The organism is Streptomyces sp. GbtcB6, from assembly GCF_019091475.1.
GTDB classification, from domain to species: domain Bacteria; phylum Actinomycetota; class Actinomycetes; order Streptomycetales; family Streptomycetaceae; genus Streptomyces; species Streptomyces hyaluromycini.
In genome coordinates this window covers 213,997-235,726 of record NZ_JAGXJL010000008.1, presented here as the reverse complement: position 1 = coordinate 235,726, position 21,730 = coordinate 213,997, and the positions used below count along the sequence as shown (strand labels likewise).

Sequence of the window (21,730 nt, the reverse complement as noted above, 5' to 3'; positions counted from 1 at the left end):
CACGTGACGAGACACTTGGGAGATCTCATGTCCACCAGGACCGCCGGGGCCCCTCCCGCACTGGCCACCACCACGGGGGCGTACCCGAAGCGCTGGGCCGCCGCGATCATCATGATCATCGCCGCACTGATGGACATGATCGACGGCTCGATCGTCAACACCGCCCTGCCTTCGATCGGGCGCGGCCTGCACGCCGACTCCGCGCAGCTGCAGTGGACCGTCTCGGCCTACATGCTCGGCTTCGCGGCGGCGCTGATCATCGCCGGGCACCTGGGCGATCGCTACGGCCGCAAGAACCTCTTCCTCGGCGGCACCGCCCTGTTCGCGCTCGCCAGCCTGGCCGGCGCCGTCGCCGACAGTCCCGGCACGCTCATCGGTGCCCGCGCCGTCCAGGGCGTGTCCGCTGCCGTGCTGATGCCGCAGGTCCTGGCCTCATTTCGGACCATGTTCGACGAGAAGGAACGCGGCAAGGTCTTCGCCGTCTACGGCGCCATGGCGGGTCTCGCGGTCTCCGCGGGCATCGTGCTCGGCGGCGTGCTGACCGACTGGAACCTGTTCGGATGGGGCTGGCGCACCATCTTCGCCGTCAACATCCCTGTCGCACTGCTCGTCCTGGCCCTGGGTGCGAAGTGGATTCCCGCGATGCAGGAGCGGGCGCGCGGCCGGATCGACCTGCTCGGCAGTCTGGTCCTGGCCGGTGCGCTGGTGGCGATCGTGCTCCCGCTGGTGCAGGGCCGCGACAACGGCTGGCCGCTGTGGGGCTGGCTGCTGCTGGCCGCGGGCGTGGTGGCCCTGCTCGGGCTGACCGTGTTCGAGTCCAGGCGCGGCGTCGAGCACCCGCTGCTGCCCGCGGCCCTGTTCCGCAAGGCCGCCTTCAGCGGCGGCCTGCTGATCCAGTTGGTCTTCTACGGCAGCATGACCGGCTTCGCCCTGGCGTTCACCATCTGGCTCCAGGCCGGGCAGCAGTACAGCGCGACGCAGGCCGGCGTCGTCATGGTCGCCTCCTCCGCGGGCGCGATCATCTCCGCGCCGATGGTGGACGGCCTGGTCGCCAAGTACGGCCGCAAGACCCTGATCGTCGGCGGCCTGATCATCGCCTGCGGCTACTTCTGGGTCCACTACGCCACCCAGCACTCCGCCGCCCACCACACCGGCGCCTGGCCCCTGGTTCCCGGCCTGGTCCTGTCCGGCACAGGCATGGGTCTGATCATCATCCCGCTGGTCAACATCGTGCTCTCCGCCGTGCCCGAGCACCTGGCCGGCGGCGCCTCCGGGATCTTCTCCACCGCCCAGCAGTTCGGCGGAGCACTGGGCGCGGCCGTCATCGGCAACGTCTTCTTCTCCCACCTCAGCCGCGGCATGACCGCGGCCATCGACCAGGCCGGGCTGTGGACCGTGGGCGCGTTCCTGCTCTGCACCGCCCTGTGCTTCACCCTGCCCCGCAGGCCCATCGCCTCCCACGCCGACGGGCACTGAGCCGTCGGGCACTGAGCCGTCGGGCACTGAGCCGACGAGCACTGGCAGACCGCTGCCGACCCCGGCAGTGGCACCACCCGCTCCCTGCGGAGCGGCAACCTCTCACAAAGGAAGCAGAACCATGACCGACACCGTCCTGACCCCCGCCGAGGCCCAGACCCTGCGCACCGCCGCCCACGGCACCGTCCACCTCATGGTCGCCGCCAACCCCGGCCCGGTCTCCTCCACCAAGTCCGGCATGGCCACCGGCAAGGCCATGACGACCGCCACCGGACTGGTCGGCCGCATCCTGGCCGAAAAGATGAAGGACCTGGACCTCGGCGGCAAGAACACCGCCGACATCACCGACCACGTCGGCGGCACCATCACCTCCACGATCTCCACCCTCCTGGCCAAGGTCCCCGAAGAGGTCGACAACTTCCGCCGGACCCTCGACCTGATCATTGACTCCGCCGTCAACTCCCACAGCGGCGGCCCCAAGCCCGCCGTAGCGGAGATGGCCCGCAAGCTCCGCGAGGTCATCCACGCCGCCTGAACCGGCTACCCCGCACGGAAGCGACGTCCGGGCGGCGCCCCGGCCCACCAGGACCGGAGCGCCGCCGACCCGTTCCCGAACCCGCCTTTTCCTCGGGTACCTTGAGAGACGAGCTAAAGGACTGTGAAGGGACCGCGCTGTCATGAGTGCCGAGACCGCCGACGCCAAGGAACCATCGCAGCAGGGTCTCGGTGAGGCCACCCGCGCCTACCAAGCCGCCGTCGACGACTTCGACCGCGAACTCGCCCGGCTCTTCGGAATCAACGAGACCGACCTGCGCTGCCTGGAAATCCTGCTCCTCGAACTACCTGAAGCCCTGCCCAGCCAGCTCGCCGAACGCCTCGGTCTGACCACCGGAAGCACCACCGCACTCCTGGACCGCCTGGAAAAGGCCGGCCACCTCGCCCGCTCCCCCCACCCCACCGACCGCCGCAAGAGCATTGTCCGCGCCACCCCCGCCTTCCAGAAGGCCGCCTACGACCTCATGGCCCCCCTGGTCGACGAAGGCCATCAGATGGTCGCCGACAACTACACCCCCCAGCAGATCGCTACCATCACCGACTACCTCCGGCGCGCCATCGCCCTCCAGCAGCGCCACACCCGGCAACTGCGCTCGATGCCCCGCATGCGCGGCGCCGAACAGGACACCACGGCCAGCCGGGGCTGACCCCACCGCGGAGCACAACAGGCCCTGCAGCCAGCCGCCAGCCGCCGAGCCCCGCCCGCGTACGCGTACGCGGATGTGCCGCTGTGCTCTCGGCCCTGGCCCAGCAGCCGATGCATCCATACAAGATCTCAAGATCTGGCCTCGCCGCACTCGGTGCGCTCAGTCACCAGGAGATCCCCCCTGTTGCGGGCGCGACTTGGCCTTGGTCGACAACCCGTCTGCCAGGAGCTTCACCTGTTCCCGGACACCACCCCCACGCCGACTCGCCGCCCGATCACCCAAGTTGAAACCGCTCAGTTGGGCGTTTCACATCGTGGTCCGGAGGCGGCTCCCTCGGAAACGCGCTGGTCAGTCGAAGATGGCGCAGTTGACCGCGTCCATCAGGGCCGCGCCGGTCTGGTGCGCCTGTTTGGTGAGAGTGGACGTGGCAAAGAAGAAGGCGGCCGTGCGACGGCCGGTGGAGTCGGTGACGTTGTAGGTCGCATAGCCCGGGACGATGCCGACGTGGTCCCAGACCGTGCCACAGTCGGTCTTCGCCGTCTCGATGCCCAGCCCGTAGCCGAGCTCGTCCGGGTCCCCCGGCCCGTCCTCCGGCACGGTGGTGCGCATCTCGGCCAGTTGGGCGGCGGGCAGCAGGCGGCCCGACATCAGCGCGCCGTAGAAACGGGACCAGTCACCGGCGGTGGACACGATCGCGGCATCCGCTCCGTCGGCCGTGACGTAGTCGGCGGTGACGTCCACGTGGTCGTCGTGCTGCGGTCCGGCGTAGTTCCTGAACGCCTCGGGGACGTCCGGTGGCATGTGGGCGGCGTCGGGTTCGTAGCCGTGGGCGTGCCGGTCGTGCCAGGCGGAGCCGGTGGCGTAGAAGGTGTGCCGGAGTCCCAGGGGTCCGGCGATCCGGTCCCGCACCAGCGCCGCAAGGCTCTTACCGGTGGCCTTCTCCAGGACGGCGCCGATCGCGATGTAGTTGGTGTTGCTGTACGACCACTCGGTGCCGGGCTCGAACAGTGCCGGGTGTCTGCTCACCAGGCTCAGGATTTCCGTCGACGTCCATACGTGGGTGTCCTGGCCAGTGAGGGCCGGGGCGAGGGCGGGGTCGTCGGTGTAGTCGAACAACCCACTGGTGTGGTTGAGCAGCATGCGCAGGGTGATCGCCTTGCCGTTGCGCACCTGGCCGGGCAGCCACTTGTCGACCGGGTCGGTGAGGGCGAGTCTGTGCTCAGCGACCAGTTGCAGGACGAGGGTGGCCATCACCGTCTTGGTGTTGGACGCTTCCCGCACCTCGTCGTCCGCCCTGAGCCGATGGTCCTTCTTCGTCCAGGCGGCCTGCTCGGAGATCTCGATGGGCCTGCCGTGACCGTCGTCCACCCGCACGATCACCCCAGGCACTCCTTCTTCCACCAACTTCCGCGCAAGCTCCCGCAGGTGAGCGCGTGTCTGCGCAGTGCCGTCCTGTCGGACCGCCGAGAGCGTCCGAGGGCCGACGGCCGCGCTCTCGCGGACCGCCGCACTCTCGTGGACCGTGTTCGCACTCGACGGGGTCGCAGCGAGGGGCACGACGAGGGCCGCGGACACCGCAACTGTTGCCACTGCGCGAAATCCCGTCAGTTGCGGGCGCCGTCGAACACGCACATTCACACGCAATTCATGCTCCTTCGAGAATCCGGGAAGGCCGTCGGGCACGATCGGGGGACGGGGAGGAGAACACGGGACTCCGCCCGGCGAGTTGTCGCCCGGCCCTGGGGCGAAGCCGGCTCCGGCGGGCCCTGCTCAGCTCTGGGGAATCCTTCGGAGGATAGCCGAAGGCGGGGGTGAAAAAGATGAATGTCGGTTTCTCACTCGTGATTTCCTGGGCGGAGTCCGCGAAATGAGTGGTTTCAGTGAGTTGTTGGGCTCGACCTCGATGTCCCGTGACGACCGGCCGGCTTCACCTACGGACCACGAACCCCATCGAGTCAACGTTCTCCACGGTCCAGCTCCGCACCAAGGTCACGCGAGACGCGGGCGGCCCGGCTGCGCTCTCTCGTGTTCGTGGCAGCGGTTGTGAGAGACAGTGAGCGGTTTTAACTTGGGTGATCGGGCGGCGAGTTGGCGTGGGGCTGGTGTCCGGGAACAGATGAAGCTCCACCCATCAAGGCCTTCGTCATCCTCGACGGCACCCTGCTTCCCATCGACCGGGTCGCCGCCGACCGGCCGTACCACTCCGGGAAACACACGAAGCACGGCATGAACGTGCAGGCCATCGCCGACCCGTTCGGCGAGCAGGCGATGGCCACCCCGAAGTCCTGGCGCCTGCTGCGCAAGCTCCGCTGCAGCACCACCCGCATCACCGACCTGGTCAAGGCCGTCCTCGCCCTGCATCTGACGACGTCAAACCGAGGTTGGAAAAGGCTCCTTGCCGCTCAACCCGAAGTGGGCTCAGCTCACGATCCACACCTGGGCCTCTGCCGGGTGGGCATCGTCGCAATTCCATTGCATGAGCTGGCTGCCGGCGCCGCCGACCGTGTCGAGGCACAGGTTGGTGCCCGCGTGGGTGAACTTTACGCCGGCCGTCTGGTTTATGATTACGGCTGTTTCCACCCATTGTTCCGATGCCAGCCCGTCGCAGAGGTATTCGTCGACGGCTTCTCCCGGGATGCTGGTGCCGTTGTTGACCTCGGCGCAGTACCCACTTGCCTGATTCACCAGGTAGTAGGTATTCGGCGCCCCGGTCGACACGAACGCCCAATTCTGGGTGCTGGAACCGTTACAGCCGACCAGCTGAAGTCTGACGTTGAGTACCCCACCCGGCGCGTCGACGCATTGGCTGTAGGCCAGGTTCTTGATCGTGTGGTAGCTGCTCGCGGCCGCGGCGGCCGTAATGCGGGCGGAGGTGCCCCCTGTTGAGTCCGCAGTCGGCGTGGCGGCGCTTGCCCCGGTCGCCAGGGCCATCATGCCGGCACTGGCCAGAAACGCCCCTGCCAGGACAGACATTTTGTTTCGGATCTTCATCGTCGCGACCTCCAGGTCATTTTGGTCGGAGAACTCCAACAGCCCGCCCCGAAGCAGTGATCCGGCAGAGCGGAGGCACACGGCCACCCTCGAAACGAAATCGAGGTTCGAGTCAGACGGACCGGCTGGAGCAATCAACTCCCTCGCTGACATTGCCCTGTTCACGGAGAGCGTGCCCCGCCGGAAGACCGATGTCGCCCTATGTTCCGCCCAGCGGACCACACCCCGTTTCACCGGCAGGGCCCCGGAGTATTCCGCGAAGATCCCGGCATGGCTTGCCGGCATCCGGCCGCTCTTTACTTGGCACGGTGGCGAAGTGGGTCCGGGACCGGCTGGATGAGCCGTCGCGACGACACCCCGAGTAGCTCTGCGTTGTGTCTCCGTGGCATCCGGCTCGGAGACTCCGCAAAAACCCGTTGGCGGACGAGGACGACCACTGCTACGTTTTCGGTGGCCGTGCGAGAGAACGAGGAGGTGGTACCCGTGAACGCAGTATCGACATGGGTGCTCCCCTCCGGGGCCACGGTCGGGCGATAGGCAGGTCGTCCGGGAGCGCCGTTCCAGTGCACTCCCGAAAGGCACGACCATGCATTTCACTTCCGAGCAGCGCCTCGACGACGGCGTTCTCGAACGCGAATTCACCCTCGGTGAGATCCCCGGCATCCTGTGGACACCCACATCCGCATCCGCACCGGCGCCACTGATCCTGCTCGGCCACCCTCCCCTCGGGCTGCGCAAGATGTACCCCCGACTGGTGGCCCGGGCCCGGCACTCCGCGGCGGGGGGCTACGCCACGGCCACCATCGAGCTTCCCGGAAGCGGCGACCGGCCCCGTTGGCCCGCCGTCGAGCAGGCCCGCGCCGACCTGCGCCGGGCGATGGAGGCCGGCGAGCCGGTCAGCGACGAGATCGTCGACGCCCTCGTCCTCCCGCTGGTCGACAAGGCGGTCCCGGAATGGCAGGCCGCCCTGGACGCCCTCCTTGCGCTGCCCGAGATCGGCGGCCCGGTCGGGTACTCGGGGGGAGTGATCTCCATCGGCGTCCGGCTGGCGGCGGTCGAGCCTCGCATCTCGGCCGCCGTTCTGTTCGCCGGGAGTTTCGTGCCTCGCGCCCTGTTCGAGGAGGCCCGGCAGGTCACCATTCCACTGCACGTCCTGCTGCAGTGGGACGACGAAGGGAACAACCGGCAGGCGGCCCTGGACCTGTTCGACGCCTTCGGTTCCAAGGAGAAGTCCCTGCACGCCCATCTCGGCGGGCACACCGGCGTCCCGCAGTTCGCGGGGGATGCCGCGGCCCAGTTCTTCACCCGACATCTGAAGTGAGGCCGGGCCGTCAGACCGGCAGCAGACGGTAGCTGATGCCGGCCGGCATGCCGTTTGTCGAGCACAGGTACCGGCCTTCCGCAGCTCTCTGCACCGTGGGCCCCTGCTGAACTCTCAGCAGGGGCCCGTCCCGCCTGAAGTCATGACCTGTTCGATCTCTGCAAAGACTGACTCAGTCACCGGCACCGCCTGGGCTCACACATCATCAGTTCACGCGGGCGGAGTGGGCTGGTGTGCTGGGCCGAGCAGACGACATGGCCGGGCTTGTTCCCTGACTCCGTTGTCTCCGTCCGGTTCTACCCGATAAAGCCGGGCCTGAGGCGTGCGAGTCACCGCGTCCGTCAACTGGCCGTCGGTGAAGAGGGCGCCGACGCCGTCCTCCACTGCCCAACCCGCGGGAAGCGCGCGGTCTGCCACGGCCGTCTGATAGGACGATCGACGCCCCGGCTCACTGTCGTAGTGGGGGCAGACCGAGCCGGACAGCAGGCCCAACCCATCAGAGAGATGAGTCAGCGGACCGAAGGAGTCGGTATGCGAGCCCTCGGCCCAGCAGTTGGCGCCGGCGCTGATGCCGCACAGCAGGGTCCCGCGGTCGAAGGCCTCACGCAGTAGTCGGTCCACGCCGTGCGCACGCCAGACCGCCAGCAGATTCGCGGTGTTGCCCCCACCCACATAGACGACGTCCTGAGAGAGCAGGAACGTTCGCAGGGCATCGTCATCGAGCTCCCGCCGAAACAGCTGCAAGACACTGGGCTCGCAGGAACGTGACCGGTACGCCGCGAGAAACTGCTCGACGTAGGCGGGAGCGTCGCCACTGGCTGTCGGAGCGAAGCACACCTTGGGCCGAGGAGCCCGCACCTGATCGAGCATCCAGTCATCCAGCAGACCGTCGTCGTCGGTGGAGAAGCCGCCTCCAAGGAGAGCCAGACGACGTTCCAGAACGACAGCCACGAGGGTTGCCTCCTCAGTTCACGATTCAGACGCGGACGATGCCTCGAACAGTGCCAAGCCATCGGCTACGGCCACAATCGAACAGACCCTCCGTCGACGCGAGGTCCTGTCTGCGCATCACAGGACAAGGACCGACCGCGGACGGAGAACAGCGGCAGGACGACCCGCTCACGATCCACTCCTTACTGAGTGTTCGTGACTGAGTGTTCGTGGGTGGGTCTCGTGGTCGCCGGCGAGGCGACGGTGGTGCATGAGCCGGCCGGTGCTCCGCTCGATCGTCCACCGCCTCGGGGGCACTCTGAACCCGTTGGTGCCGGGCTCGCGTTGGACGGGGTGCACGTCGATGCCGGGGCGGGCGCCGTGGCCGATGGCGGTGGGCGGCCGGTGATCCGCTTGCCGGCGTCGATGCCCGCAGGCGGAACGACGGGCAGGAAAGGCCGCAGCCGTTCCCACTCGGCATCCGTCAGGTCACCCCGCCCCATGTCCACATCAGCGACCCGGACAAGCAGCAGGCACATGATCGGCCGGACAAGGTCCCAGCGGCCCGGCCCCGGTCTTCCCCCAGGCCGGGGCCCGCCCGTGGAGGTCGCGGACCGCAGGTTAATTCCCTGAAAACTCGGGTGACCCGACGGGAAATTCTTCGGACTTGTCATTGACATGCCACACTCTACGCGCGTCATCATGGAGTCATGAGATTCCCCCCACGAATCACCCGCATCGGCGCCGCCGGCGCCCTGCTGTCCGCCCTCCTTGTCGGCGGTACCGTCTCCGCCGCCACCGCGGACGCCGCTGCCAGCTCGGTCGGCAGTATCTGCTACAGCGACCTGCCGTCGCAGGCGTACGACACGCTCGACCTGATCGCGTCGGGCGGCCCGTTCCCGTACTCGCAGGACGGGGTCGTCTTCCGCAACCAGGAGGGCGTGCTGCCGAGCCAGTCCAGCGGCTACTACCACGAGTACACCGTGAAGACGCCCGGTTCCTCCACCCGCGGCGCACGGCGGATCGTGACCGGCAAGCAGTACGAGGAGGACTACTACACGGCGGACCACTACGTCACGTTCAACCTGATCGACTTCGACTGCTGAGTCGCTGACCGAGTCGGCCCAGCGATACCGGCACGTCGACGTCGGCACGTCGACGTCGGCACGTCGATGTCGGCTCGTCCGTCGTCAGGAACGGCGCGACCGGCCGGAGGTCCGGTCCGCGTTCAGCCGGACCTCCGGCTCCCCGCGACGGCGAACAGCGCGCACGCCAGCACGATCAGCGCGACGCTCGCGTAGACGCCGTAGCTGTCGAGGAAGCCGAGCCGTTGCAGGAGGCCCACCCGCCAGTGGGTGAACTCATGCAGCAGGCCCAGCACACCCTGCACCAGAGCAACGAATCCGAGCAGTTCAAGCAGCTGTTTCACGGTACGACCCTCGCCCCGCGGCCGCCCCCCACGCCATCGGCCGTGGGGCGAGTCGTGCCCGCCGGAAGACTGTCCGCACGCGCGCGTGGCACACCGAAAGTCCACGCGAGCGCAACTTTGGTCGACGATCCCGTGCTCGGGTAGGTGCCGCGAGCCGGTCATGCGTAGATTTGTCGACCGTGAGCGGTGACCTTTCCATACGGACGTTCGAGGGACGGCGGTGGCTCTTTCCCTCCGCTGTGATCCATGAACTCGACCCCGACCCCGACGCCGGTCCGGCCGGCCGGCGGCCCCGGCGCACCGCGCGCGACTGGCTCGTCGACTTCAGCTGTTTCCTGCTGGCCGTCCTCCTCGGAGCGGCGGCGGCCAACACGATGCGCCAGGACCCGAACGTCTCGCACGGCCTCGCCGTCGCCGACCAACTGATCGGCGGGCTGGCCTGCGGCGCGGTCTGGCTGCGCCGCCGCTGGCCGACGGGCCTGGCCATCGCCATGATCCCGGTCGGCTTCGCCTCCGACACCGCGGGCGGCGCCGCCATGGTCGCGCTGTTCACGCTCGCCGTGCACCGCCCGTTCCGGTACGTCGCCTGGATCGGCGGCATCAACCTCGCGCTGGTCCCGCTCTTCTACTGGCTGCGCCCCGACCCCGACCTGCCTTACCTGGCCGTCGTCATCCTGGTCCTGCTGTTCAGCCTTCTGGTCGTCAGCCTCGGCATGTTCGTGCGCTCCAAGCGGCAGCTGATGGTCAGCCTGCGCGACCGGGCCCGGCGGGCCGAGACCGAGGCCGGGCTGCGCGCCGAGCGGGCCCAGCGGCTGGCCCGGGAGGCCATCGCCCGCGAGATGCACGACGTCCTCGCCCACCGGCTGACCCTGCTCAGCGTGCATGCCGGGGCGCTGGAGTTCCGGCCCGACGCGCCCCAGGAGGAGATCGCCCGGGCGGCCGGGGTCATCCGGGAGAGCGCCCACGAGGCCCTTCAGGACCTGCGCGAGATCATCGGCGTGCTGCGCGCCGCCGACGGCGACGAGGCGGGCGGGCGGCCACAGCCGACCCTCGCGGCCCTGGACGCGCTGGCCGCCGAGTCCCGCCAGGCCGGCATGAAGGTCATCCTCGACAACCACGTCGGCGACCCGGCCGCCGTCCCCGCCTCCGTCGGCCGCACCGCCTACCGCATCGCCCAGGAGGGCCTCACCAACGCCCGCAAGCACGCTCCCGGCGCCGAGGTCACCGTCCGCGTCACCGGCGCCCAGGGCGACGGCCTGGACATCACCGTGCACAACCCCGCCCCCGCGACGGAGGCCCCGCACGTCCCCGGCTCGGGCCAAGGCTTGATCGGCCTGACCGAACGCGCCACGCTGGCCGGGGGGCGGCTGGAGCACCGGGCCACCGGCGACGGCGGCTTCGAGGTGCGGGCCTGGCTGCCCTGGCCCGCCGCCTGAAGAACGACCGACCACGAACGCCGTATCCGCGTGATTACGTAGGAGCCATGACCGCGATCAGACTGCTGCTCGTCGACGACGATCCGCTGGTGCGGGCGGGGCTGGCCCTCATGATGGGCGGGGCCGGGGACATCGAGATCGTCGGGGAGGGCGCCGACGGCGACGAGGTCGAGGCGCTCGTGGACCGCACCCACCCGGACGTCGTCCTGATGGACATCCGCATGCCGTCCGTGGACGGGCTCACCGCCACCGAGCGGCTGCGCGCGCGTGCCGACGCCCCGCAGGTCGTCGTCCTGACCACCTTCCACGCCGACGAACAGGTGCTGCACGCCCTGCGCGCCGGAGCCGCCGGGTTCGTCCTCAAGGACACCCCGCCCGCCGAGATCGTCGCCGCGGTACGCCGGGTCGCGGCCGGTGACCCCGTGCTGTCGCCCGCCGTCACCCGGCAGCTGATGCGGCACGCGGCCGGCACCCAGGCCGACACCCGGCAGGCACGCGCGCGTGAGCGGCTCGCCGCTCTCAACGACCGCGAGCGCGAGGTCGCCGTCGCGGTCGGCCGGGGCCTCGCCAACGCCGAGATCGCCACCGGCCTCTTCATGAGCGTCGCCACCGTCAAGACCCACGTCTCCCGCATCCTGGCCAAGCTCGGCCTCAACAACCGCGTCCAGATCGCCCTGCTGGCGTACGACGCGGGATTGCTGGAGGAATAGGGCACCTGTGGGGCGGCCCGTGCGTTCTCCGGGTACGGGACGGCCTCGGGGGTCTCCTGAAGGGGGAGCTGAGCATGCAGGTGACCGACCTCGGCGAGTACGGCGACGGTCTGCGCACGGACCCGCACACCGTGTACGCGCGACTGCGCGAGCGCGGCCCGGTGCACCGGGTGCGGTGGCCCCTTCCCGACCAGTACCACGAGACCTGGCTGGTCGTGGGCCACGAGGAGGCACGCGCGGCGCTCGCCGACCCCAGACTGGTCAAGGACACCGAGAAGATCGGCTTCAAGTTCCTCGACGAGGAGCTGATCGGCAAGTACCTGCTGCTCGCCGACCCGCCCCAGCACACCAGGCTGCGCAGCCTGATCACGCGCGCGTTCACCGCCCGCCGGGTGGCCGGTCTTGAGCCGAGAATCCAGGAGATCACCGACCGGCTGCTCGACGAGATGCTCCCGCGCGGCCGTGCCGACCTCGTCGACGCCCTCGCCTACCCGCTGCCGATCACGGTGATCAGCGAGCTGCTCGGCGTCCCCGAGCTGGACCGCGCGCGGTTCCGGAAGCTGTCCAACGAGGTGGTCGCGTCCAGCCGTCCGGGCAGCGAGTACGACGCCTTCGTCGCGCTCGCCGACTATCTGGCGGAGCTGATCGAGGACAAGCGCTGCGCCGGCCCGAGCGGCGACCTGCTCAGCGACCTGATCCGCACCACCGCCGAGGACGGCGACCGGCTCTCCGTCGGGGAACTGCGCGGCATGGCCTTCGTCCTGCTGATCGCCGGCCACGAGACCACCGTCAACCTCATCGGCAACGGCGTCCTCGCCCTGCTCACCCACCCGGACCAACTCGCCGCCCTGCGCGCCGACATGAGCCTCCTGGGCGGCGCGGTCGAGGAGACCCTGCGCTGGGAGGGCCCGGTGGAGAACGCCACGTACCGGTACGCCGCCGAGCCCCTGGAGATCGCCGGCACCGCCATCGACCCGGGCGACCCCGTGATGATCAGCCTCGCCGGCGCCGACCGTGACGCGGACCGCTATCCCGAGCCCGACCGCTTCGACATCCGCCGCGACCACCGCGGCCACCTCGCCTTCGGCCACGGCATCCACTACTGCCTGGGCGCACCGCTGGCCCGCCTTGAGGGCCGGATCGCCCTGCGCACCCTCCTGGAGCGCGCCCCGGGCCTCGCCCTGGACGGCCCGCACGGGGAGTGGCTGCCGGGCACCCTGATGAGAGGGGTGCGCAGCCTCCCGGTGCGCTGGTAGCGACGGTCCCCGGCGGGTCCGGGAGGGTGGTGGGACCGGGCCGGCCTGCCCGGTGCGGCGGTCAGGCCTGCCGGTCCGGGATCTCGGCGAGTCCCACTGCTCGGTGCTCGTGCCGGGAGATCTCGCAGGCCTCCGCGATCCGCAGCGCCTGGAGCGCCTCGCGCCCGTCGCAGGGGTTGGCCAGCTGGCCCCGCACCACGTCGACGAAGGCGCACAGCTCGGCCTCGTAGGCGGGCCCGAACCGCTCCAGGAAGCCGGGCCACGGCTTGTCCGCGGGCGGCGGCCCGGTCGGCTCGGTCGAGGCCACCGGCGTACGGTCGTCCAGGCCGACCACCACGGTGTCCCGCTCGCCGGCCAGCTCCATCCGCACGTCGTACCCGGCGCCGTTCAGCCGGGTCGCGGTGGCCGTGGCCAGCGTGCCGTCGTCCAGGGTGAGCACCGCCGCGCCCGTGTCGACGTCACCGGCCTCGCGGAACATCGCGGGCCCGGCGTCCGAGCCGGTCGCGTACACGTCCACGACCTCGCGGCCGGTCACCCAGCGCAGCACGTCGAAGTCATGGATCAGCGTGTCCCGGAACAGCCCGCCGGACAGCGGCAGCCACTCCGGCGGGGGCGGGGACTGGTCGGAGGTCAGCGCCCGTACCGTGTGCAGCCGCCCGAGGCGGCCCGAGCGCACCGCCTCCCGCGCACCGGCGTACCCCTTGTCGAAGCGCCGCTGGAAGCCCATCTGCAGCACCGTCCCGGCCTTCTCCACCTCCGCCAGGGCCTGCAGCGTGCCCGGCAGGTCGAGGGCGATCGGTTTCTCGCAGAAGACCGGCAGCCCGGAGCGCGCAGCCCGGCCGATCAGGTCGGCATGGGCCGAGGTGGCGGCGGTGATCACCACGGCGTCCACGCCCCACCGGAAGATCTCGTCTGTACTGGGCGCCGCCGTCTCCCCGAGCCGGTGCGCCAGATCCTGGGCCCGCCGGGGATCCACGTCCGTGAGGATCAGCGATCCGACCTCGCGATTACGGCTGAGCGTGTTCGCGTGAATGGTGCCGATGCGGCCCGTCCCGATGACCCCGATGCGCATGGGAACAAGGTGCTGGTGCACACCGTGCGCTGTCAATCCGTATGTCCGGACAATCGAACTACACAACTTCCCGTCAACCCGTCACGGGGATACGCTCGGCCCCGTGCCGAAACCAGATGTGGACCCGACCGTGTCGCTCGACCTCAGTGTGGACCGGAGCTCCCCGGTGCCGTTGTACTTCCAGCTCGCCCAGCAGCTGGAAGCGGCCATCGAGCACGGCTCGCTCACCCCCGGCAGCCTGCTGGGCAACGAGATCGAGCTCGCCGCGCGGCTCGGCCTGTCCCGCCCGACCGTCCGCCAGGCCATCCAGTCCCTCGTGGACAAGGGCCTGCTCGTCCGCCGTCGGGGCGTCGGCACCCAGGTCGTGCACAGCCAGGTCAAGCGCCCGCTGGAACTCAGCAGCCTCTACGACGACCTGGAGTCGGCCGGTCAGCGCCCCGCGACGAAGGTGCTGGTCAACACGGTCGTCCCGGCGTCCGCCGAGGTCGCCGCCGCGCTCGGGGTCGCGGAGGGCGCCGAGGTGCACCGGATCGAGCGGCTGCGGCTGGCGCACGGCGAGCCGATGGCGTATCTGACCAACTACCTGCCCCCCGGCCTGCTCGACCTGGACACCGCCCAGCTGGAGGCGACCGGCCTGTACCGGCTCATGCGGGCCGCCGGGATCACCCTGCACAGCGCCCGCCAGTCCATCGGCGCGCGCGGCGCCGCGGCCGCCGAGGCGGAGCGGCTCGCCGAGCCGGAGGGTGCCCCGCTGCTCACCATGCAGCGCACCACGTACGACGACACCGGCCGCGCCGTCGAGTTCGGCGACCACATCTACCGGCCGACCCGTTACTCCTTCGAGTTCCAGCTGCTCGTACGGTCCTGAAGGCACCACCGCATTGGTCATAATGTCCGGACAATGTGACCGTCCTCATCGCCGGCGGAGGCGGTCTCCCTGGAACCAGGGCCTGGGTGTTGTGTTTGTCACCCATTGACCCGCATCACGCGTACTTGGTCGGGGAGCGCTTCGTGCTGCTCAGGAGGGGCACGAGGTCTGTATCGATGTGCGGCTCCGCCGCGTGGGCGCGACCAGCGCCCACGCACCTGCACCCGACGACGCACCTGTTCCTTATCTCCCCCGAACGGCACTGCACGCACACGTACGGCAGAATCAAGCCCGATGAGCACCTACCGCGACCTCACCGCCCCCATCGGCTCCCGCCGAGCCCCGGTCCTGCGGACCGTCGGCACCCGGGAACGCCGCTCCCACCTGACGGCACCCCGTGTGCCCACGGTCGGTATCGACATCGGCGGCACCAAGGTCATGGCGGGCGTCGTGGACGCCGACGGCAACATCCTGGAGAAGCTCCGCACGGAGACCCCGGACAAGTCCAAGAGCCCGAAGGTCGTCGAGGACACGATCGTCGAGCTGGTCCTGGACCTGTCCGACCGGCACGACGTGCACGCCGTCGGCATCGGCGCCGCCGGCTGGGTCGACGCCGACCGCAACCGCGTGCTCTTCGCCCCCCACCTGTCCTGGCGGAACGAACCGCTGCGCGACCGCCTCTCCGGCCGGCTCTCGGTCCCCGTCCTCGTCGACAACGACGCCAACACCGCCGCCTGGGCGGAGTGGCGCTTCGGCGCCGGCCGCGGCGAGGACCACCTGGTCATGATCACGCTCGGCACCGGCATCGGCGGCGCGATCCTGGAGGACGGCCAGGTCAAGCGCGGCAAGTACGGCGTCGCAGGCGAGTTCGGCCACATGCAGGTCGTGCCCGGCGGTCACCGCTGCCCGTGCGGCAACCGCGGCTGCTGGGAGCAGTACAGCTCGGGCAACGCGCTGGTCCGGGAGGCCAAGGAGCTGGCGGCGGCCGACTCCCCGGTGGCGTACGGGATCATCGAGCACGTCAAGGGCAACATCGACGAGATCACCGGCCCGATGATCACCGAGCTGGCCCGCGAGGGCGACGCGATGTGCATCGAGCTGCTCCAGGACATCGGCCAGTGGCTCGGCGTCGGCATCGCCAACCTCGCCGCCGCCCTCGACCCGTCCTGCTTCGTGATCGGCGGTGGCGTCAGCGCCGCCGACGACCTGCTGATCGGCCCCGCGCGGGACGCGTTCAAGCGCCAGCTGACCGGCCGCGGCTACCGCCCCGAGGCCCGGATCGCGCGCGCCCAGCTGGGCCCCGAGGCCGGCATGGTCGGGGCCGCCGACCTCGCCCGCCTGGTCGCCCGCCGGTTCCGGCGGGCCAAGCGGCGCCGCGTCGAGCGGTACGAACGCTACGAGCGGTTCGCGGAGGCCCGCCGCACCCGGGACACCGCATGACCGCTTCGCTGCCCCGCCAGGCCGCGTCCCCGGAGGAACCGCAGCGCCCGCCCGAGACCCCTGGGCACAAGGCCAAGCGCAGGGCGCTGACGCTGCTGATCATCGGGCTGCTCATCGGCGTACCGGCCGGCTATCTGGTGATCTCCGCCGCCCAGAGCCGCAACAGCGGCAAGGACAAGGAGTCCAAGTACTCGGCGACCGGCCTCACCGCGGGCTGGCCTTCGAAGGTGCAGCGGCGCCTCTACCAGGTGCCGGTCCCGCACCCGGCCGACACGATCGCCTACTACGAGACGAACAACTGGAAGACCAGCCGTCTCTACGTCCAGTTCCGCACCAACAGCGCCGGACTGGACAGCTTCCTGGAGGGCATGGGCGTCAACCGGGACGCGCTCAAGAAGGACGACATCAGCATCGGCTCCCGCGACCAGAAGGTCTCCGGCTGGAAGTTCACCGGCCCCGGCACCTGGTCGGGCCTGACACACAAGCAGAAGAACCCGGCGCCCACCCAGGACGTGGTGGTGAACACGGCCGACCCGAACTACCCGATGATCTACGTCGTCTCGCGCACCGTCCCGTGACGACCCGCCCCGGCCGGTCGCCGGGGCCGACTGTCAGACCCCGCCCGTACAGTCGAAGACGTCTGATCCGACGTGTGGGCGGGAGGGGGTAAAAACGTATGAGCGGCACGACGGCCGAGGCCGAGGCGGGCGTACCGGTGCGCCTGGCGGCGGTCTATCTGCCCGCCGACCTACCCCGCCAGGGCCGGATGGCCTTCTGGGACCCCGACGGGGACCCGTTGCCCGCCGCCGCGACCGAGGAGCTGACGGTCGTACGACCGCACGGCGCCGCCGGTGTCCGCCGTCGGCAGGTGCCCGCGCTCGCCCTGCCGCTCGCCGACGCCCTCCCGCTGCTCGTCCGGGCCCGCCGCGACCCGGCCGCCCATCCCGCCACCGCCTGCTGGGGCGCCGCCGCCCTGCACGCACTGCGGCTGGCCGCCCGCGGCCGGCTGCTGCCCGGCCTCACCCCGGCCGGTCACGACGCCTGGCGGGCCGGCCCGCTGGAGCCCGCCGACATCGCCCACCTGCGCGCGGTGGCCGCCGCCCTGCCTCCCGAGGGCCATGCCGTCCCACTGCCCGGCCCCGGCCCGCTCCTGCTGCCCCAGCCGGAAGCACTGATCCGCTCCTTCCTGGACGCGGTCGCCGACACCCTGCCCCGCACCCCGGCCGCCCCGCACACCTCGGGCCGGCCCTTCGCCGCCCGCGAAGCCCAGCGGCTGCCCGACGCCCACGAGTGGGCCGCGGAGGTCGCCGCCGGCATGGACGCGGGCGTGCGGATCTCGCTGCGCCTGGACCTGTCGGCGTACGACCTGTTCGACGACGGAGAAGGCGCGCCCCGCGCGGGCGCGGCGATCGTCCAGGTGCACAGCCTGGCCGATCCGACCCTGGTGACCGACGCGGCGGCGCTGTGGTCGGGGGCCTCCGACGCCGCCTTCGGCCCCCGCGCGCGCGTGGACGCGGCACTCGCCGTACGCCGGGCCGCGCGGGTGTGGCCCCCGCTGGACCGGCTGGCGGAGCAGGACGTGCCGGACGTGCTCGCGCTCTCCGAGGAGGAGCTGGGGGAGCTGCTCGGGGTGGCGGCGACCAGGCTCGCGGCGGCCGGGGTCGCCGTGCACTGGCCCCGGGACCTGGCACAGGACCTGACCGCCGCGGCCGTGGTCCGGCCCGCGCCCGGCTCGGCCACCGACGGCACGGGCTTCTTCGAGAGCGAGGAACTGCTCCAGTTCCGCTGGCAGCTGGCGCTCGGCGGCGATCCGCTCAGCGACGCCGAGATGGACGCCCTCGCCGAGGCCCACCGTCCGGTCGTACGGCTGCGGGACCGCTGGGTGCTCGTCGACCCCGCCCTCGTCCGCAAGGCGCGCAAGCGCGAACTGGGCCTGCTCGACCCGGTCGACGCGCTCTCCGTGGCGCTCACCGGCGAGGCCGAGGTGGACGGCGAGACCGTCGAGGCGGTCCCCGTCGGCGTCCTCGCGGCCCTGCGCGACCGCCTCACGGCCGGTATCAGGCCGGCCGAGCCGCCCGCCGGTCTGCACGCCACCCTGCGCGACTACCAGCTCCGGGGCCTGGCCTGGCTCGACCTGATGACCTCCCTCGGCCTCGGCGGCTGCCTCGCCGACGACATGGGCCTCGGCAAGACGATCACCGTCATCGCCCTGCACCTGAAGCGGGCCCGCACCGAGCCGACCCTGGTGGTCTGCCCGGCCTCGCTGCTCGGCAACTGGCAGCGGGAGATCGCCCGGTTCGCGCCCGGTGTCCCGGTCCGCCGCTTCCACGGCCCCGACCGCACCCTGGACGGCCTCGCCGGCGGCTTCGTCCTCACCACGTACGGCACCATGCGCGCCACCGCGCCCCGGCTCGCCGAACAGCCCTGGAGCATGGTCGTCGCCGACGAGGCACAGCACGTCAAGAACCCCTACTCGGCCACCGCCAAGGCGCTGCGCACCATCCCGACCCCCGCGCGCGTGGCACTCACCGGCACCCCCGTGGAGAACAACCTCTCCGAACTCTGGGCCCTCCTCGACTGGACCACCCCCGGACTCCTCGGCCCGCTCAAGTCCTTCCGCGCCCGGCACGCGCGCGCTGTCGAGAACGGCGAGGACGAGGAGGCGGTGACCCGGCTGGCCCGCCTGGTCCGCCCGTTCCTGCTGCGCCGCAAGAAGTCCGACCCGGGCATCGTCCCCGAACTCCCGCCGAAGACGGAGACCGACCACCCCGTCCCGCTCACCCGCGAGCAGGCCGCGCTGTACGAGGCGGTGGTGCGCGAGTCGCTGCTCGCCATCGAGACGGCGGACGGCATCGCACGCCGCGGCCTGGTGCTCAAGCTCCTCGGCGCCCTGAAGCAGATCTGCGACCACCCCGGGCTGTATCTCAAGGAGGACGGCCACGGCCGCCCGGACACCCTGGCCGCGCGCTCCGGCAAACTCACCCTGCTCGACGAGCTGCTGGACACCGTGCTCGCCGAGGACGGCTCGGCCCTCGTCTTCACGCAGTACGTCGGCATGGCCCGCATGATCACCGCGCACCTCCAGGCCCGCGCGGTCCCGGTCGACCTGCTGCACGGCGGCACACCGGTGCCGGAGCGGGAGCGCATGGTGGACCGTTTCCAGAGCGGTGCGACCCCGGTCCTCGTGCTGTCCCTGAAGGCCGCGGGCACCGGCCTCAACCTCACCCGCGCCGGCCATGTCGTCCACTTCGACCGCTGGTGGAACCCGGCGGTGGAGGAACAGGCCACCGACCGCGCGTACCGCATCGGCCAGACCCAGCCGGTCCAGGTCCACCGCCTCGTCACCGAGGGCACCGTCGAGGACCGCATCGCCGAGATGCTGGAGGCGAAGCGGGCCCTCGCCGACGCGATCCTGGGCTCCGGCGAGTCCGCCCTGACCGAGCTGACGGACCGCGAGCTGTCCGACCTGGTGTCGTTGCGGAGGACGTCATGAGCGGCGAGGGCGAGCAGCGCCCCGGGGACGCGGCACGGCGTGCGCTGCGGGCGGCACGGGGGCGCGGGGCGGAGACCGGAGACGAGGGTGCGGCACCGGGGGAGCGTGCCGAGCGGGAGCCGAGGCCGGGGGACGCCGCGCGTCTGGCGCTGCGGGTGGCTGCCGCCGCGAAGGAGGCAGAGGAGCGGGATGCCGAGCCCGACCCCGAGCCGGAACCCGAGGCCGGTGCCGGTGCCGACCGGACCGACCAGGCCGACACCGGCGCCTCCGCTGCCGTCCGGCCGGGCGGCCGTCCCGGTGACGTCGCGCGGGCAGCGCTGCGGGCGGCGCGCGCGGAGGCGAGGCGGGCCGGGGAGGCCGCTGCGGCGGAGGCTCCGGAACAGTCCCCGCCCCGCGCGGTACGGCGCCCGCCCTCGCCCTCCCCGGCCCCGGCGTCCGCGGCTCGCGGCCGCACCGCCCGTGACCTGAAGCAGTTCCTGACGACCGCCTTCCGGATGCCGAGGGACGAGTCCGAGCCGGATGAGCCGGAGCAGACCGACGTCCGGGCGGATCAGGAACCCCAGGCGGAACACCCCGAGGGCGCGCGGCCCACGGTCGGGCGGCTTCCCCGGGCCACCGAGGCGGCTCCGCTGCACGCCTCGGCCTCCGCGCTTCCCGAGCCGGCCGAGGAGGCGCCCGCCGCTCCCTCGTGGCGCCCCGCGCCGGCCGAGTCGCCTGCTCCCGCCAAGGCCTCACACCGCCCCGAGCCGAACACCCCCGCTCCCGTCCCCGCCGCGCTACCCGCCCCCTCCACCGGGAGCACACCGGCCGGTCCCCGCCTTCCCTCCACCATGGCCACCCCGCACCGCGACACCGAACTCCGCCGCACCTTTCCTTCCCTCTCGCCCCGTGCCTCCGCCTCTGCTTCCGGCTTCGCGGAGACCTGGTGGGGCAACGCCTGGGTGCGGGCGCTGGAAGAGGGTGCCTTGGACGTCAAGCGGCTCGGTCGCGGGCGGGGTTACGCCGAGCGCGGGCATGTGGACGCCATCACCGTGACCCCGGGACTGGTCCTGGCGTATGTGCAGGGGAGCCGGCCCCGGCCGTACCGCGTGCAGCTGAGGCTGCGGACCTTCGGCGAGGACGAGTGGGAGCGGCTGCTGGAGGCCGCCGCCGACCGGCCCGCCGACATCGCCGCGCTGCTCGACAAGGAGCTGCCGCAGACGCTCGCCGACAGCGGGGTGCCGCTGCTGCCGGAGCCCGGCGAGCTCGAACCCCGGTGCAGCTGCCCGGACTTCGGTCACCCCTGCAAGCACGCGGCCGCCCTCTGCTACCAGACCGCTCGGCTGCTGGACGCCGACCCGTTCGTGCTGCTCCTGCTGCGCGGCCGCGGGGAGCGCGAGGTGCTCGACGCGCTGTCCCGGCGCAGCGCCGCCCGCGCGGCCCGGGAGCGGCAGCCGGCCTCGCTGCCCGGCATCCGGGCCACCGAGGCCCTCGTGCCGCGTCAACTCCCGCCGCTGCCACCCCCGTTGCCGGTTCCCGCGCACCCTGAGCAGCCCCCGGTCTATCCGGGGGTGCCCGGCGGCCCGGACCCGTTCGCGCTGGACCAGCTGGCCACCGACGCGGCGGCCCGCGCCCACGCCGTGCTCACCACCGGACGCGACCCGGTCGGCGACCTGACCCTCTGGCAGGACGCGGTGCGGCTCGCCGCGGCCCGCCCCGGTTCCGGCCTGACCGCGTCCACCCGTGCCCTCTACGCCACGCTCGCGGACGCCGTGGGCCGCACCCCGGGCGACCTGGCGCGCGCGGTCGCCGCCTGGCGCCAAGGCGGCCTGGAGGGGCTGGCCGTACTGGAAGAGCCCTGGGACCCGCCGGCCGGCCGCTTCGACCGGGCCCGGCCGCTGCTACTCGCCGCCGACCTCCCGGCCTTCCGGCCGTCGCGCAATCACCTCACCCACCCCGGCGGCCATCTCCAGCTCCGCTTCGGCCGCGACGGCCTGTGGTACGCCTACGAGTCGGAGCCGGGCCACGACGACTGGTGGCCCAGAGGCACCCCCGACCTGGACCCGGTGGGCGCGCTGACCGGCCTCGGCGCATCGGACGACCTCTAGTCCCGCTGGTTCCGCGTTT

The 21,730-nt window shown here is 71.5% G+C and carries 18 protein-coding genes and 2 pseudogenes; 14 read left to right on the top strand and 6 right to left on the bottom strand.

What is annotated here, in order from left to right:
• Positions 1 to 27 precede the first annotated feature (27 nt).
• The 3 genes from KVT45_RS16430 (at position 28) to KVT45_RS16420 (ending at position 2,678) form a co-directional block, all read left to right on the top strand.
• Entirely contained in the window at positions 28 to 1,476 is a 1,449-nt protein-coding gene (locus KVT45_RS16430) for an MFS transporter (protein ID WP_217548092.1), read from the top strand.
• A gap of 121 nt (positions 1,477 to 1,597) precedes the next feature.
• Entirely contained in the window at positions 1,598 to 2,011 is a 414-nt protein-coding gene (locus KVT45_RS16425; RefSeq protein WP_217548091.1) for a hypothetical protein, read from the top strand.
• Positions 2,012 to 2,153: 142 nt separating this feature from the next.
• Positions 2,154 to 2,678, top strand: coding sequence for a MarR family winged helix-turn-helix transcriptional regulator (locus KVT45_RS16420; protein WP_217548089.1), 525 nt, complete (start codon positions 2,154 to 2,156; stop codon positions 2,676 to 2,678).
• Positions 2,679 to 3,026: 348 nt separating this feature from the next.
• Here the strand turns inward: KVT45_RS16420 and KVT45_RS16415 are convergent, their stop codons facing one another.
• Positions 3,027 to 4,058, bottom strand: coding sequence for a serine hydrolase (locus KVT45_RS16415; RefSeq protein ID WP_217548087.1), 1,032 nt, complete (start codon positions 4,056 to 4,058; stop codon positions 3,027 to 3,029).
• A 753-nt stretch (positions 4,059 to 4,811) separates the two neighbouring features.
• Between KVT45_RS16415 and KVT45_RS16410 the strand changes: the two are divergent.
• Positions 4,812 to 5,051, top strand: a pseudogene (locus tag KVT45_RS16410) (IS5/IS1182 family transposase); the annotation flags it as partial.
• A gap of 45 nt (positions 5,052 to 5,096) precedes the next feature.
• Here KVT45_RS16410 and KVT45_RS16405 read toward each other — a convergent pair.
• Positions 5,097 to 5,708, bottom strand: a complete 612-nt coding sequence (locus KVT45_RS16405; RefSeq protein ID WP_217548086.1) for an RICIN domain-containing protein — start codon at positions 5,706 to 5,708, stop codon at positions 5,097 to 5,099.
• Between the two features lie 547 nt (positions 5,709 to 6,255).
• Between KVT45_RS16405 and KVT45_RS16400 the strand changes: the two genes are divergently transcribed.
• Positions 6,256 to 6,990, top strand: coding sequence for an alpha/beta hydrolase (locus KVT45_RS16400; protein WP_217548084.1), 735 nt, complete (start codon positions 6,256 to 6,258; stop codon positions 6,988 to 6,990).
• Positions 6,991 to 7,200: 210 nt separating this feature from the next.
• On the opposite strand, the gene KVT45_RS16395 is transcribed toward KVT45_RS16400, so the two are convergent.
• Complete coding sequence (locus tag KVT45_RS16395) at positions 7,201 to 7,941, bottom strand: peptidase E (protein ID WP_217548083.1); 741 nt, start codon at positions 7,939 to 7,941, stop codon at positions 7,201 to 7,203.
• Positions 7,942 to 8,151: 210 nt separating this feature from the next.
• Positions 8,152 to 8,310: pseudogene (locus tag KVT45_RS58095) on the bottom strand (IS5/IS1182 family transposase); the annotation flags it as partial.
• A 320-nt stretch (positions 8,311 to 8,630) separates the two neighbouring features.
• On the opposite strand from KVT45_RS58095, the gene KVT45_RS16390 reads away from it, so the two are divergent.
• Positions 8,631 to 9,026, top strand: coding sequence for a ribonuclease (locus KVT45_RS16390; RefSeq protein ID WP_217548081.1), 396 nt, complete (start codon positions 8,631 to 8,633; stop codon positions 9,024 to 9,026).
• A 122-nt stretch (positions 9,027 to 9,148) separates the two neighbouring features.
• Here KVT45_RS16390 and KVT45_RS16385 read toward each other — a convergent pair whose 3' ends face one another.
• On the bottom strand, positions 9,149 to 9,349 hold the full coding sequence (locus tag KVT45_RS16385; RefSeq protein ID WP_217548079.1) for a hypothetical protein: 201 nt from the start codon (positions 9,347 to 9,349) through the stop codon (positions 9,149 to 9,151).
• A 170-nt stretch (positions 9,350 to 9,519) separates the two neighbouring features.
• On the opposite strand from KVT45_RS16385, the gene KVT45_RS16380 reads away from it, so the two are divergent.
• From KVT45_RS16380 to KVT45_RS16370, 3 genes are all read left to right on the top strand, one after another.
• Positions 9,520 to 10,785, top strand: coding sequence for a sensor histidine kinase (locus KVT45_RS16380; protein ID WP_217548077.1), 1,266 nt, complete (start codon positions 9,520 to 9,522; stop codon positions 10,783 to 10,785).
• A 47-nt stretch (positions 10,786 to 10,832) separates the two neighbouring features.
• Positions 10,833 to 11,495, top strand: coding sequence for a response regulator transcription factor (locus KVT45_RS16375; protein WP_217548076.1), 663 nt, complete (start codon positions 10,833 to 10,835; stop codon positions 11,493 to 11,495).
• Between the two features lie 74 nt (positions 11,496 to 11,569).
• Positions 11,570 to 12,751 (top strand): cytochrome P450, encoded by a 1,182-nt coding sequence (locus tag KVT45_RS16370; RefSeq protein ID WP_217548074.1) that lies wholly within the window; start codon positions 11,570 to 11,572, stop codon positions 12,749 to 12,751.
• A gap of 61 nt (positions 12,752 to 12,812) precedes the next feature.
• Here the strand turns inward: KVT45_RS16370 and KVT45_RS16365 are convergent, their stop codons facing one another.
• Positions 12,813 to 13,823, bottom strand: coding sequence for a Gfo/Idh/MocA family oxidoreductase (locus tag KVT45_RS16365; protein WP_217548072.1), 1,011 nt, complete (start codon positions 13,821 to 13,823; stop codon positions 12,813 to 12,815).
• Between the two features lie 130 nt (positions 13,824 to 13,953).
• Here KVT45_RS16365 and KVT45_RS16360 point away from each other — a divergent pair, with 130 nt between their 5' ends.
• The 5 genes from KVT45_RS16360 (at position 13,954) to KVT45_RS16340 (ending at position 21,711) form a co-directional block, all read left to right on the top strand.
• Positions 13,954 to 14,691, top strand: coding sequence for a GntR family transcriptional regulator (locus KVT45_RS16360; RefSeq protein WP_217548266.1), 738 nt, complete (start codon positions 13,954 to 13,956; stop codon positions 14,689 to 14,691).
• Between the two features lie 294 nt (positions 14,692 to 14,985).
• Complete coding sequence (locus tag KVT45_RS16355) at positions 14,986 to 16,131, top strand: ROK family glucokinase (protein WP_217548070.1); 1,146 nt, start codon at positions 14,986 to 14,988, stop codon at positions 16,129 to 16,131.
• A complete protein-coding gene (locus tag KVT45_RS16350; RefSeq protein ID WP_217548068.1) occupies positions 16,128 to 16,709 on the top strand; it encodes a sugar kinase in 582 nt (193 codons plus the stop codon). The genes KVT45_RS16355 and KVT45_RS16350 overlap by 4 nt, the downstream gene beginning before the upstream one ends.
• Before the next feature lie 98 nt (positions 16,710 to 16,807).
• Complete coding sequence (locus KVT45_RS16345; RefSeq protein ID WP_217548067.1) at positions 16,808 to 19,624, top strand: DEAD/DEAH box helicase; 2,817 nt, start codon at positions 16,808 to 16,810, stop codon at positions 19,622 to 19,624.
• Entirely contained in the window at positions 19,621 to 21,711 is a 2,091-nt protein-coding gene (locus tag KVT45_RS16340; protein WP_217548065.1) for an SWIM zinc finger family protein, read from the top strand. The genes KVT45_RS16345 and KVT45_RS16340 overlap by 4 nt, the downstream gene beginning before the upstream one ends.
• The last annotated feature ends 19 nt before the right edge of the window (positions 21,712 to 21,730 follow it).

Coding starts and splice junctions, on each gene's coding strand:
- KVT45_RS16400 (WP_217548084.1), top strand. CDS start 6,256: ATGCATTTCACTTCCGAGCAGCGCCTCGACGACGGCGTTCTCGAACGC.
- KVT45_RS16345 (WP_217548067.1), top strand. CDS start 16,808: ATGAGCGGCACGACGGCCGAGGCCGAGGCGGGCGTACCGGTGCGCCTG.
- KVT45_RS16375 (WP_217548076.1), top strand. CDS start 10,833: ATGACCGCGATCAGACTGCTGCTCGTCGACGACGATCCGCTGGTGCGG.
- KVT45_RS16350 (WP_217548068.1), top strand. CDS start 16,128: ATGACCGCTTCGCTGCCCCGCCAGGCCGCGTCCCCGGAGGAACCGCAG.
- KVT45_RS16425 (WP_217548091.1), top strand. CDS start 1,598: ATGACCGACACCGTCCTGACCCCCGCCGAGGCCCAGACCCTGCGCACC.
- KVT45_RS16390 (WP_217548081.1), top strand. CDS start 8,631: ATGAGATTCCCCCCACGAATCACCCGCATCGGCGCCGCCGGCGCCCTG.
- KVT45_RS16340 (WP_217548065.1), top strand. CDS start 19,621: ATGAGCGGCGAGGGCGAGCAGCGCCCCGGGGACGCGGCACGGCGTGCG.
- KVT45_RS16370 (WP_217548074.1), top strand. CDS start 11,570: ATGCAGGTGACCGACCTCGGCGAGTACGGCGACGGTCTGCGCACGGAC.
- KVT45_RS16430 (WP_217548092.1), top strand. CDS start 28: ATGTCCACCAGGACCGCCGGGGCCCCTCCCGCACTGGCCACCACCACG.
- KVT45_RS16365 (WP_217548072.1), bottom strand. CDS start 13,823: ATGCGCATCGGGGTCATCGGGACGGGCCGCATCGGCACCATTCACGCG.
- KVT45_RS16420 (WP_217548089.1), top strand. CDS start 2,154: ATGAGTGCCGAGACCGCCGACGCCAAGGAACCATCGCAGCAGGGTCTC.
- KVT45_RS16355 (WP_217548070.1), top strand. CDS start 14,986: ATGAGCACCTACCGCGACCTCACCGCCCCCATCGGCTCCCGCCGAGCC.